At 71.5% G+C, this 14,776-nt stretch carries 1 protein-coding gene (cut by a window edge); it reads left to right on the top strand.

Translation table 11 applies throughout. The annotated features are described in order from the left end of the window. Positions 1 to 14,776, top strand: partial view of a non-ribosomal peptide synthase/polyketide synthase gene (locus OQ968_RS11105; protein WP_420715887.1) — the final stretch only. Its footprint begins 15,569 nt before the window's first position; the window shows 14,776 of its 30,345 coding nt (coding positions 15,570–30,345); its start codon lies beyond the left edge, outside the window; it ends in the stop codon at positions 14,774 to 14,776.

The raw sequence follows: 14,776 nt of genomic DNA, 5'->3' as shown, positions 1-14,776 counted from the left end.
CAGCCGCTGCGCCGGGCAAGCCCCCGACTGGGCCGACCTGCCGGTGCAGTACGTCGACTACACGCTGTGGCAACGCGCGCAATTCGGCGACCTCGACGACGGCCAGAGCCCGATCGCCGCCCAGCTGGCCTACTGGGAGGACGCGCTGGCCGGTATGCCCGAGCGGGTGCAGCTGCCCACCGATCGGCCCTACCCGCTGGTCGCCGACCAGCGCGGCGCCACCATCGCGGTGGACTGGCCCGCCGAGTTGCAGCAACGGGTCGCCCGGGTGGCCCGCGAGCACAACGCCACCAGCTTCATGGTGATCCAGGCCGCGCTGGCGGTGCTGCTGTCCAAGATCAGCGCCAACTCCGATGTCGCCGTTGGCTTCCCGATCGCCGGTCGCCGCGACCCCGCGCTGGACGAGCTGGTGGGATTCTTCGTCAACACCCTGGTGCTGCGCGTGGACGTGGCCGGTGACCCCAGCTTCACCGACCTGCTGGGCCAGGTGCGCCAGCGCAGCCTGGCCGCCTACGAGCACCAGGACGTGCCCTTCGAGGTGCTGGTGGAGCGGCTCAACCCCGCCCGGAGCCTGACCCATCACCCGCTGGTGCAGGTCATGCTTGCCTGGCAGAACCTGCCCGGGCACACCAGCGACCCCGCCGCCGGGCTGACGCTGGGCGACGTTTGGATCACCGCGATGCCGGTGGACACCCAGACCGCGCGGATGGACCTGACGTTCTCGTTGGCCGAACGCTTCAGCGACGCCGGCGATCCGGCCGGGATCGGCGGGACGGTGGAATACCGCACCGACGTGTTCGACGCGGGCACCATCGAGGCGCTGATCGCGCGGTTGCGCCGGGTGCTGACGGCCCTGACAACCGATCCCGCATACCCGGTGTCGTCGGTGGACCTGCTCGACGACACCGAACACGCCCGCCTCGACGAGTTCGGCAACCGGGCCGTGCTGACCCGGCCGGCGGGCGCGCAGGCGTCGATCCCGGCGCTGTTCGCCGAGCAGGTCGCCCGCACCCCGGATGCGGTGGCGCTGGTGTGCGACGGCCGGTCCCTGACGTACCGCGAGCTGGATGCGGCATCGACCCGGTTGGCGCACGAATTGGCCGGCCGCGGCGCGGGTCCGGGACAGGTTGTGGCGCTGCTGTTTTCGCGTTCGGCAGAGGCGATCGTGTCGATCCTGGCGGTACTGAAGAGCGGCGCGGCCTATCTGCCGATCGACCCGGCGCTGCCGGCGGCGCGAATCGGATTCGTGCTCGCCGACGCCGCGCCGATCGCGGCGGTCACCACCGCGGATCTGTCCGACGAGCTCGACGGGCACGGCGTCACGGTCATCGACGTCGACGACCCCGCGGTGTACACCCAGCCCGCCACTGCGCTGCCCCCGCCGAGCCCGGACGATCTCGCCTATCTGATCTACACGTCGGGCACCACCGGCACGCCGAAGGGTGTGGCAGTCACGCATCGCAACGTGACCCAGCTGCTGGCGTCGATGGATCCGGGCCTCCCGTCAACGGGGGTGTGGTCGCAATGGCATTCGTTGGCCTTCGACGTCTCGGTGTGGGAGATCTTCGGCGCGCTGCTGCACGGCGGCCGGCTGGTCGTGGTGCCCGAACACGTGGCCCGCTCACCGGAAGACCTCCACGCCCTGCTCGCCGTCGAGGACGTCGGCGTGTTGAGCCAAACCCCTTCCGCCGCGGGGATGTTGCCGCCGGAGGGTTTGGAGTCGACGGCGTTGGTGGTGGCCGGCGAGGCCTGCCCGGCCGAGCTGGTGGACCGGTGGGCGACCGGGCGGGTGATGATCAACGCCTACGGCCCCACCGAGGCCACCGTGTACGCCGCGATGAGCGCGCCGCTGACAACCGATTCGGTTGACGTGCCGATCGGTTCGCCGGTGCCGGGGGCGGCGCTGTTCGTGCTCGACGGCTGGTTGCGGCCGGTGCCCACCGGCGTGGTCGGCGAGCTGTACGTGGCCGGCGCCGGGGTGAGCGCCGGGTATTGGCGGCGTGCGGGCCTGACCGCATCGCGGTTCGTGGCATGCCCGTTCGGCGGTTCCGGGACACGGATGTATCGCACCGGCGACCTGGTGCGCTGGGGTGCCGACGGGCAGCTGCAGTACCTGGGCCGCGCCGACGAACAGGTCAAGATCCGCGGCTATCGCATCGAATTGGGCGAAATCCAAACGGCTTTGGCCGGGCTCGACGGGGTGGAGCAGTCGGCGGTCGTCGCCCGCGAGGACCGGCCCGGGGACAAGCGCCTCGTCGGCTACATCGTCGGCACCGCCGACCCGGCGAGCGTGCGCGCCGCGCTGGCCGAGCGGCTGCCGGCGTACATGGTGCCGGCCGCGGTGGTGGTGTTGCAGGAGCTGCCGCTGACGCCCAACGGCAAACTCGACAAGCGGGCGCTGCCCGCGCCGGAGTACCGCGATGGCGATCGATATCGCGCCCCGGACAACGCGATCGAGGAAATCCTGGCCGGCATCTACGCCCAGGTGCTCGGGCTCGAGCGCGTCGGCGTCGACGACTCCTTCTTCGACCTCGGTGGCGACAGCATTTCGTCCATGCAGGTGGTCACGCGCGCGCGTGCCGCCGGCCTGACCTGCAGGACGCGCGACATCTTCGTCGAGCAGACCGTGGCCCGGCTGGCCCGGGTGGCCGGCGTGGCCGACGGCGAATCCGACGTGATCGACGAGGGCGTCGGCCGGCTGCCGGCGACCCCGATCATGCGGTGGCTGCAGGACGTGGACGGCCCGGTTGAGCAGTTCAACCAGGCGATGCTGGTGCAGGCCCCCGAGGGCGTCACCGACGCCGACGTCATGACGGTGCTGCAGGCCTTGCTGGATCGGCATGGGGCACTGCGGCTTCGCGTGCACGACGACGGCGCCGGGGGGTGGTTGTTGACGGTGCCCGAGCCGGGCTCGGTGGACGCCCGCGATCTCGTGCGCCCGGTCGACGAGCTGTCCGAGGCGGCGGTGGCGGGCGCGCCGATGCGGTTGGACCCGGCCGCGGGGATCATGGTGAGCGCGTTGTGGGTCGGCGCCACAAGGCAACTGTTGGTGATCATTCACCACCTGGCTGTGGACGGGGTGTCGTGGCGAATCCTGTTGGAGGACTTGAATATTGCCTGGGCCCAGCATCGCGGCGGGCAACCGGTGGCGCTGCCGGCCGGCGGAACGTCGTTTGCGCGGTGGGCCCAGCTGCTGGGCGAGCACGCGCACGACCGCGTGGTGGTCGAGCAGGCCGACGCGTGGCGGCAGGTCGCGGCCACGCCCGCAGCGCTGCCAGCGGTGCGGCCGCAAACCGACACCTACGCCACCGCCGGGCATCTGTCGGCGCAGCTGGACGCCGACACGACCCGGATGCTGCTCGGGGAGGTGCCCGCGGCGTTCCATGCAGGCGTCCACGACATCCTGCTGATCGCCTACGCCCTGGCCCTAGCGGAGTTCCTGGGCACCGACAAGAAACCCGTCGGCATCGACGTCGAGGGACACGGGCGGCACGAGGAACTGGGTCGCGACGTCGACCTGTCCCGCACCGTCGGATGGTTCACCACCAAATTCCCCGTGTCGCTGGCGGTGGCCGGGCTGGACTGGTCGCGGGTGGTGGCCGGCGAGGCCGCACTGGGCGCCGTCGTCAAGGACGCCAAGGAGCAGCTTCGCGCCCTGCCGGGTGCCCTGACCTATGGGCTGCTGCGCTACCTGAACCCCGACGTCGACCTGGACGGGACCGACCCGCCGATCGGGTTCAACTACCTGGGCCGTCCCGGCGGCGCGACCGAGCTCTCCGCCGACCTGTGGCGGATCGGCCGGGGCGGCGGGTCGGTCACCGCCGCGGCCGCGGCAATCCCCATGCCGCTGATGCACACCGTGGAGCTCAACGCCGTCACCGCCGACACCGACAACGGCCCCCAGCTGCACGCCAGTTGGACGTGGGCGCCCTCGGCGCTGGACGAGGAGCGGGTAACCCGGCTGAGCCGGTTGTGGTTCGACGCCCTGGCCGGCATCTGCGCCCACGTGCGATCCGGCGGCGGCGGGCTGACGCCGTCCGACGTCGCACCCGCGCGCCTGACCCAGCCGCAACTCGACGAGCTGCAGCGGCAATGCCGCGTCGCCGACGTGCTGCCCCTGACCTCGGTGCAGCAGGGGCTGCTCTTCCACGCAAACACCGCGCACGACAGCGACGACCTGTACGCCGGGCAGCTGGACATCAGCGTGACCGGCCCGCTCGACGCCGACCGCCTGCGCGACGCCGTGCACGCGGTGGTCACCCGGCATCCGAACCTGGTGGCCCGATTCTGCCGGCAGTTCGACGAGCCCGTGCAGGTCATTCCCGCCGATCCCGAGATCCCTTGGCACTGCCTGGATATCAGCGACGACGCCGACAACCGCATGAACCGCCTCTGCGCCGACGAGCGCGCCGCGGTCTGCGACCTCACCGACCAGCCGGGCTTTCGGGTGGCGCTGATCCGCACCGCGGCCGACCGGCACCGGCTGGTGCTGACCAACCACCACATCGTGCTCGACGGCTGGTCGATGCCGATCCTGCTGGGTGAGATGTTCGCCGCCTACTACGGGCAGCGGTTACCGGCGGCGGCGCCCTACCGCAGCTTCATAACCTGGCTGGCCGACCGCGACCTCGACGCCGCCCGCGCCGCCTGGGACGAGGTGCTCGCCGGGTTCGACGCCCCCACGCTCGTCGGCCCCCGGGACCGGCTGGAGCCGGGGCGGCAACGCGTCGAGACGTCCGCGCTGCCGGCCGAGCTCACCCGGGCCGTCGGCGACCTGGCGCGCTCGTGTCACACCACCGTCAACACCGTGCTGCAGGCCGCCTTCGCGCAGCTGCTGTGCGGGTTGACCGGGCAGCGCGACGTCGTGTTCGGCACCACGGTCTCGGGTCGGCCCGCCGAGGTCGCCGGCGCGGAAACGATGGTGGGCCTGATGATCAACACGGTGCCGGTGCGGGCGACCATCGCGGCCGCGACCAGCACCGCCGATCTGCTCGACCAGCTGCAGGGCGCCCACAACCACACGCTGGAGCACCAGCACCTGGCCCTCAGCGAGATTCACCGAATCACCGGTCAGGACAGGCTTTTCGACACCCTGTTCGCCTACGAGAACTATCCGATCGACGCCGGCGCGCTGTCGGGCGACCACGACCTGGCCGTCACCGATATCACCACCCGGGAATCCACCCACTACCCGCTGACCGTGCAGGCCCAGCCCGGCCACGAGCTGCGCCTTCGCGTCGAATACGACGGCGACATCTTCGACGCGGAAACCATCGGCGCCCTGATCGAGCGGTTGCGGCGGGTACTGGCATTCATGACCGCCGACCCGGCCCGGCGGCTGTCGTCGATGGACATGCTCGACGAACCCGAGCGCGCCCGCCTGGACGAGTGGGCCGGCCGCGCGGCGCTGACCCGGCCGGTGAAGCCGGCATCGATTCCGGCGCTGTTCGCCCAACAGGCGGCACGCACGCCGGACGCGGTGTCCATCGGCTGCGCCGGCACGTCGATGACCTACCGCGAACTTGACGAGGCCGCCAACCGGTTGGCGCACCTGCTGGCCGCCCGCGGCGCGGGCCCGGGAAGCTCGGTGGCACTGCTGTTTTCGCGCTCGGCCGAGGCCATCACCGCGATCCTGGCGGTGCTGAGGACGGGGGCGGCCTACCTGCCGATCGACCCGGCGCACCCGGCGGCCCGGATCGAGTTCATGCTCGGCGACGCCGACCCGATCGTCGCGATCACCACCGCCGATCTGGCCGACAAGCTCGACGGTTACGGTGTTCCGGTCATCGATGCCGGTGACGCCCCGGAGGTCGACCCCGGCATCGAACTTCCCGCGCCGGCGCCCGATGACATCGCCCACATCATCTACACGTCGGGCACCACCGGCACCCCGAAGGGTGTGGTGGTCACCCACCACAACGTGACCCGGTTGTTCGACTCGCTGGACGTCGGCCTGACGTTGGCGCCGGGGCAGGTGTGGACGCAGTTCCACTCCTACGCCTTCGACTTCTCGGTGTGGGAGATCTGGGGCGCGCTGCTGCACGGCGGGCGGCTGGTCGTGGTGCCCGAGTCGGTGGCCAGCTCCCCGAAGGACTTCCACGCGCTGCTGGTCGACGAACGGGTCACCGTCCTGAGCCAGACGCCGTCGGCGGCGCGGATGTTGTCGCCGCAGGGCCTCGATTCGACGGCGCTGGCGATCGGCGCGGAGCCCTGCCCGGCCGAGCTGGTGGACCGGTGGGCGCCGGGCCGGACGATGATCAACGTCTACGGCCCGACCGAAACCACGATCTTCGCGTCGATCAGCGCGCCCCTGGCGCCGGGATCCGGGTCGCCGCCGATCGGCTCGCCCGTGCCCGGGGCCGCGCTGTTCGTGCTCGACGGGTGGCTGCGCCCGGTGCCGGCCGGTTTGGTCGGCGAACTGTACGTGGCCGGCCGCGGGGTCGGGTCCGGCTATGTGCGCCGGGCCGGGCTGACCGCGTCGCGGTTCGTGGCATGCCCGTTCGGAGAGCCGGGCGAGCGCATGTATCGCACCGGCGACCTGGTGCGCTGGGGCGCCGACGGGCAGCTGCGCTACGTCGGTCGCGCCGACGAGCAGGTCAAGATCCGCGGGTACCGCATCGAATTGGGCGAAATCCAAGCGGCTTTGGCCGCGCTGCAGGGCGTCGAGCAGGCGGTCGTGATCGCCCGCGAGGACCGGCCCGGCGACAAACGCCTCGTCGGCTACATCACCGGCAGCGCCGACCCGGCCGGGGCGCGTAGCGCGTTGGCCGACCGGCTGCCCCCGTACATGGTTCCGGCGGCCGTGGTGGGACTCGACGCGCTGCCGCTGACGGTCAACGGGAAGCTCGACACCCGCGCGCTCCCGTCGCCCGAATACACCGCGGCGGGATACCGCGCCCCGACCAACGCCGTCGAGGAGATTCTGGCCGGCATCTTCGCCGAGGTGCTCGGCGTCGAAAGGGTCGGCGTCGACGATTCGTTCTTCGACCTTGGCGGCGACAGCATTTCGGCCATGCGCCTGATCGGAGCCATCAACAACGGCATGGACGCCGACCTCGCGGTGCGCACCGTCTTCGAGGCGCCCACGGTCGCACAGCTGGCGCCCCGCCTCGGCGAGGGCGCGGGCGGGCTCGCGCCGCTGGTGGCCGGCGAGCGGCCGGCGGTGATTCCGCTGTCGTTCGCCCAAAACCGGCTCTGGTTCATCGACCAATTGCAGGGGCCCTCACCCGTTTACAACATTGCGGTCGCGTTGCGGCTGGACGGGCGACTCGATCCCGACGCGCTGGGAGCGGCGCTGGCGGACGTGGTGGGCCGTCACGAAACCCTGCGCACGCTGTTCGAGGCGCCCGACGGGATACCGCAACAGGTCGTGCTTCCCGTCGAGCGGGCCGACTTCGGGTGGGACGTCGTCGACGCCACCGGGTGGCCGCAAAGCCGGCTGCACGAAGCCATCGCCGCGGCGGCCGCCCACACCTTCGATCTGGCCACCGAAATCCCGTTGCGGGCACGGCTTTTCCGCATCCGCGACGACGAGCATGTGCTGGCGGCGGTGGTGCATCACATCGCCGCCGACGGTTGGTCGATCACCCCGCTGGTGCGCGACCTCGGCGTGGCCTATGCCAGCCGCTGCGCCGGGCAAGCCCCGCAGTGGCCCGACCTGCCGGTGCAGTACGTCGACTACACCCTTTGGCAGCGCGCCCAATTCGGCGACCTCGACGACAGCGAGAGCCCCCTGGCCGCGCAGCTGGCCTACTGGGAGGACGCGCTGGCCGGGATGCCCGAGCGGGTGCAGCTGCCCACCGATCGGCCCTACCCGCTGGTCGCCGACCAGCGCGGCGCCACCATCGCGGTGGACTGGCCGGCGCAGTTGCAGCGGCAGGTGGCCCGGGTGGCCCGCGAGCACAACGCCACCAGCTTTATGGTGGTGCAGGCCGCGCTGGCGGTGCTGCTGTCGAAGATCGGCGCCAACTCCGATGTCGCCGTTGGCTTTCCGATCGCCGGTCGCCGCGACCCCGCGCTGGACGAGCTGGTGGGATTCTTCGTCAACACCCTGGTGCTGCGCGTCGACGTGGGCGGCGATCCCAGCTTCACCGACCTGCTGGGCCAGGTGCGCCAGCGCAGCCTGGCCGCCTACGAGCACCAGGACGTGCCCTTCGAGGTGCTGGTGGAGCGGCTCAACCCCGCCCGCAGCCTGACCCATCACCCGCTGGTGCAGGTCATGCTGGCCTGGCAGAACCTGCCGGGGCACACCAGCGGCCCCGCCGCCGGCCTGGGCCTGGGCGATCTGCGGGCCGTGCCGCTGCCGCTCGAAACGCAGTCCGCCCGCATGGATTTGACGTTCTCCCTGGCCGAGCGCTGGAACGATGCCGGCGAGCCGGCCGGGATCGGCGGCAGGGTGGAGTTCCGCACCGATGTGTTCGAAGCAAGCAGCATCGAAACGTTGGCGGAGCGATTGCGGCGGGTGCTGACGGCGATGACGGCCGATCCCGCGCAGTCGGTGTCGGCGGTGGACCTGCTCGACGAGCCCGAGCGCGCGCGGCTGGACGAGTTCGGCAACCGGGCCGTGCTGACCCGGCCGGCGGGCGCGCAGGCGTCCATCCCGGCGCTATTCGCCGAGCAGGTCGCCCGCACCCCGGATGCGGTTGCGCTGGTGTGCGACGGCCGGTCGCTGACGTACCGGGAGCTGGACGAGGCGTCGAACCGGTTGGCGCACGAATTGGCCGGCCGCGGCGCGGGCCCGGGACAGGTTGTGGCGCTGCTGTTTTCGCGCTCAGCCGAGGCCATCGCCGCGATTTTTGCCGTCCTGAAGACCGGGGCGGCCTACCTGCCGATCGATCCCGCGCTGCCGGCGGTGCGAATCGAGTTCATGCTGGCCGACGCCGAACCGGCCGCCGCGGTCACCACCGCCTCGCTGACCGAAAAGCTCGACGGGTGCGGCGTTGCGGTCGTCGACGTCGGTGATCCCGGCCTCGACACCCAACCCGACACGGCGCTACCGGTACCGGCCCCGGATGATCTCGCCTACCTGATCTACACCTCGGGCACCACGGGGACGCCCAAGGGGGTGGCCATCACCCACCAGAACGCGACCGAGCTACTGAAAACACTGGGCGCGGGCCTGCCGTCGAGCGGGGTGTGGTCGCAAACCCATTCGCTGGTCTTCGACGTCTCGGCCTGGGAGATCTTCGCCCCGCTGCTGCACGGTGGGCGCCTGGTCGTGGTCCCCGAAGACGTGGCGCACTCACCGGAAGACCTTCGCGCCCTGCTGGCCGCCGAGCGGGTCGGCATGATCACCCAAACCCCCTCCGCCGCGGGCATGTTGTCACCCGACGGGTTGGGCGACGCGACCTTGATGGTGGCCGGCGAGGCCTGCCCGGCCGAGCTGGTCGACCGGTGGGCACCCGGACGGGTGATGCTGAATGCCTACGGCCCGACGGAAGCCACGATCTATGCGGCGGTCAGCGCGCCGCTGAAGACCGGCACCGGCGTGGTGCCGATCGGTTCGCCGGTGCCGGGGGCGGCGCTGTTCGCTCTCGACGAGTGGTTGCACCCGGTTCCCATCGGCGTGGTCGGCGAGCTGTACGTCGCCGGTCGCGGCGTGGGCGTCGGATACATGCGTCGCGGCGGGTTGACCGCTGCGCGGTTCGTGGCCTGCCCCTTCGGAACGGCGGGACAACGCATGTATCGCACCGGCGACCTGGTGCGCTGGGGCGCCGACGGGCAGCTGCAGTACCTGGGCCGCGCCGACGAGCAGGTCAAGGTCCGCGGCTATCGCATCGAATTGGGCGAAATCCAAACGGCTTTGGCCGGGCTCGACGGGGTGGAGCAGGCTGTCGTCGTCGCCCGCGAGGACCGCCCCGCTGCCTTGCGCCTCATCGGCTACATCGTCGGCACCGCCGATCCGGCCGGGGCGCGCAACGCGCTGACGCAACGCCTCCCGGCGTACATGGTGCCGGCCGCCGTCGTCGTGGTGGAGAAGCTGCCGCTGACGCCCAACGGCAAACTCGACAAGCGGGCGCTGCCCGCGCCGGAGTATCGCGACGCCGATCGATATCGCGCCCCGGACAACGCGATCGAGGAAATCCTGGCCGGCATCTACGCCGAGGTCCTGGGCGTGGACCGCGTCGGCGTCGACGACTCCTTCTTCGAGCTGGGCGGCGACAGCATCCTGTCGATGCAGGTGGTGGCGCGGGCCCGCGCCGCTGGCCTGACGTGTCGGCCGCGCGACGTTTTCGTCGAGCAGACCGTGGCTCGGCTGGCCATGGTGGTCGCGGAGGCCGGCGATGGCGGCGGCGACGTCGACGAGGGCGTCGGACGGCTGCCGGCGACCCCGATCATGCGGTGGCTGCAGGACGTGGACGGCCCGGTGGGGCAGTTCAACCAGGCGATGCTGGTGCAGGCCCCCGACGGGGTCACCGAGGCCGACGTCGTGACGTTGCTGTGGGCGCTGCTGGATCGGCATGGGGCGCTGCGGCTTCGCGTGGACGACGACGAGGCCGGGGGTTGGTCGTTGACGGTTCCCGAGCCGGGGTCGGTGGACGCCCGCGAGCTGGTGCGCTCGGTCGACGAGTTGTCCGAGGCGGCGGTGGCGGGCGCGCGGATGCGGTTGAACCCGGCCGCCGGGATCATGCTCAGCGCGCTGTGGGCCGCCCCCACCCGCCAACTGGTGGTCATCGTTCACCACCTGGCCGTCGACGGGGTGTCCTGGCGAATCCTGTTGGAGGACTTGAACATCGCCTGGGCCCAGCATCGCGGCGGGCAACCCGTGGCCCTGCCGGCCGGCGGGACGTCGTTCGCGCGGTGGGCCCAGCTGCTGGCCGAGCACGCCCACCACCCGAAAGTGGTCGCCCAGGCCGAGGCCTGGCGCCGGGTGGCGGCCACCCCTGCCGCGCTGCCCCCGGTGCGACCCGACATCGATACCTACGCCAGCGCCGGGCACCTGAGCGCGGAGCTGGACGCCGAGACCACCCGGATGCTGCTCGGCGAGGTGCCCGCGGCGTTCCACGCCGGAATCCACGACATCCTGTTGATCGCCTACGCCCTGGCCCTAGCCGAGTTCCTGGGCACCGACAAGAAACCCGTCGGCATCGACGTCGAGGGCCACGGGCGGCACGAGGAGCTGGGCCGCGACATCGACCTGTCCCGCACCGTCGGCTGGTTCACCACCAAATACCCGGTGGCGCTGGCGGTCGGCGGACCGTCGTTGGCTCAGGTGGTCGTCGGCGGCGCGGCGCTGGGCCCGGTGATCAAGGACGCCAAGGAGCAGCTCAGGGCAACGCCCGACGCCCTGACCTACGGGCTGCTGCGCTACCTCAACGACGACACCGCCCTCGACGGCTCCGACCCGCCGATCGGGTTCAACTACTTCGGGCGGATGGCCACCGCAGTAGCGGCGCAGGCCGGCGATGGTTGGCGCATCAGCCCGGACGGCTCGTCGGTCAGCTCCGTGGCATCGGCGATTCCGATGCCGCTGATGCACACGGTGGCCGTCAACGCCGTCACCGTCGACACCGACGCGGGGCCGCGCCTGCACGCCGACTGGACCTGGGCGCCATCCGCGCTCGATCGGGAGCAGGTCACCCGGCTGAGCCGGCTGTGGTTCGACGCCCTGGCCGGCATCTGCGCCCATGTCCGCTCCGGTGGCGGCGGGTTGACCCCGTCGGACGTCGCGCCGGCGCCCCTGACCCAAGCGCAGCTCGACGAGCTGCAGCGCCAGTACCGGATCGCCGACGTGCTGCCGCTGAGTCCGCTGCAGCAGGGGCTGCTGTTCCACGCCGGCATCGCGCACGGCAACGACGACCATCCGTATGCGGTGCAGCTCGATTTCACGGTGACGGGTTCGCTTGACGCCCGGCGCCTGCGCGACGCGATGCGCACGCTGGTCACCCGGCATCCGAACCTGGTGGCGCGCTTCAGTCAACAGTTCGACGAACCGGTGCAGATCATCCCGGCCGATCCCGAAATCGCTTGGCGCCACCTGGATCTCAGCGGCGGCCAGAACATCGACGACGCGGACATGCGACGGCTGTGCGCCGACGAGCGCTGCGCGGTCTACGAGCTGGCCGACCAGCCGCCCCTCCGCGTGGCCCTGATCCGCACCGCGCCGGACCGGCACCGGCTGGTGCTGACCATCCACCACATCGTGCTCGACGGCTGGTCCCTGCCGATCATGCTGGGGGAGATCTTCGGCAGCTACTTCGGCCGGCGACTGCCGGCCGCCGCGCCCTACCGCAGCTTCATCACCTGGCTGGCCGATCGCGACCTCGACGCCGCCCGCGCGGCCTGGAGCGACGTGCTGGCCGGTTTCGACGTCCCAACGCTGGTCGGGCCGCCGGAGCGGCCGGGCCTGGGCGCCCGCGGCGTCAGGTCGTTCGGGGTGTCCGCCGAGACGACGCGCGCGCTCACCGAGTTGGCGCGCTCGCGCCACGCGACCGTCAGCAGCGTGCTGCAGGCGGCCTGGGCGCAACTGTTGCGCTGGGTGACCGGCCACCACGATGTCGCGTTCGGCACGACGGTGTCGGGCAGGCCGGCCGAGCTGGCCGGCGCCGAATCGATGGTAGGCCTGCTGATCAACACGATCCCGGTGCGGGCGAACATCGCGGCGGCGACCACCGCCGCGGACCTGATCGACCAGCTGCAGGGCGCCCACAACCACACGCTGGAGCACCAGCACCTCGCGCTGAGCGAGATGCACCGAATCACCGGTCAGGACAAGCTGTTCGACACGCTGTTCGCCTACGAGAACTACCCGATCGACACCGGCGCATTGTCGGGGGGCGACGAGCTCGCCCTGACCGACGCCAGCGTCCGCGAATACAACCACTACCCGCTGACGATGCAGGCCGCCCCGTCGGGCGACGAGCTGGGCTTCCGCGTCGAGTACGACACCGACGTCTTCGACGCGCAGACCATCGACGCGCTGAGCGAGCGGATGCGGCGGGTCCTGATCGCGATGACCGCCGACCAGAGCCGGCCGCTGTCATCGGTGGATCTGCTCGACGCGCGGGAGCACGCCCACCTCGACGAGATCGGCAACCGCGCGGCGCTGACCCGACCGATGCCCGCGCCGCCGTCGATCCCGGCGTTGTTCGCCGAACAGGTGGCGCGCCGGCCGGACGCGGTGGCCATCAGCTGGGGAGACCTGTCCATGAGCTACAGCGAGCTCGACGAGGCCGCCAACCGGTTGGCGCACCTGCTGGCCGGCCACGGCGCGGGCCCGGGAGAGTCTGTGGCGCTGCTGTTTTCGCGGTCCGCGGAGGCCATCACCGCGATCCTGGCGGTGCTCAAGACGGGGGCGGCCTACCTGCCGATCGATCCGGCTGCGCCGGCGACCCGGATCAGGTTCATGCTCTCCGATGCCGCGCCGGTCGCCGCGGTCACCACCGCGGGTTTGCGGTCCCGGCTGGACGCACGAGACCTGAGCGTCATCGACATCGAGGACCCCGAGATCACCACCCGCCCGCCCACGCCGTTGCCGGCACCCGCGGCGGACGGCGCGGACGACATCGCCTACCTGATCTACACGTCGGGCACCACCGGCACCCCCAAGGGTGTTGCCGTCACCCACGGCAGCGTGACCCGGCTGCTGGCATCACTGGATGCCGGCCTGCCGCGCCCGGGGGTATGGACGCAAAGTCATTCGTACGCCTTCGACGTGTCGGTGTGGGAGATCTTCGGCGCGCTGCTGCGCGGCGGCCGGCTGGTCGTGGTGCCCGAGTCGGTGGCGCGCTCGCCGGAAGGCCTGCGCGCCTTGCTGATCGGCGAGGAGGTCAGCGTGCTCACGCAGACCCCGTCGGCGGTGGCGATGTTGTCGCCGGAGGGGCTGGAGTCGGTGGCGTTGGTGATGGCCGGCGAGGCCTGTCCGGCCGAGGTGGTGGACCGGTGGGCGCCCGGGCGGACGATGGTCAACGCCTACGGCCCGACGGAGACGACGATGTGCGTGTCGATCAGCGCGCCGCTGATATCGGGGACGCCCCCCATCGGCTCCCCGGTGCCCGGGGCCGCGCTGTTCGTGCTCGACGGCTGGTTGCGTCCGGTGCCGCCCGGCGTGGTCGGCGAGCTGTACGTGGCCGGCTCCGGCGTGGCGGCCGGGTACGTCGGGCGGGCCGGGCTGACCGCGTCGCGGTTCGTGGCCTGCCCGTTCTCCGGTGCGCCCGGAACACGGATGTATCGCACCGGGGACCTGGTCTGCTGGGGCGACGACGGGCAGCTGAGCTACGTGGGTCGCGCCGACGAGCAGGTCAAGATCCGCGGCTACCGCATCGAGCTCGGTGAGGTCCGGGCCGCACTGGCGAGGCTGGACGACGTGGAGCAGGCGGTGGTGATCGCGCGCGAGGATCGCCCCGGCGACAAACGCCTCGTCGGCTATGTGACCGGGACCGCCGACCCGGCCGAGGCGCGCACCGCGCTGGCGCAGCGTCTGCCGGACTACATGGTTCCGGCGGCCGTGGTGGAACTCGACGCGCTGCCGCTGACACCGAACGGCAAGCTCGACACGCGCGCCCTCCCGGCACCCGAATACAGCGGCGGCGAATACCGCGCCCCGGCCAACGCCACCGAGCAGCTGCTGGCCGACATCTACGCGCACGTGCTCGGCGTCGAGCGGGTCGGGGCCGACGAATCGTTCTTCGACCTTGGCGGCGACAGCATTTCGGCCATGCGCCTCATCGCGGCCATCAACAACAGCACGGACGCCGGCCTCACGGTGCGCAGCGTGTTCGATTCGCCCACCGTGACGAGCCTGAGCCGGCGGCTACGAACCAAAACCTCGGTGTAG

The organism is Mycobacterium sp. 663a-19, from assembly GCF_035616495.1.
Lineage (GTDB): Bacteria > Actinomycetota > Actinomycetes > Mycobacteriales > Mycobacteriaceae > Mycobacterium.
The sequence above is the reverse complement of the archived record's forward strand: the minus strand, read 5'-3'. Positions and strand labels throughout refer to the sequence as shown.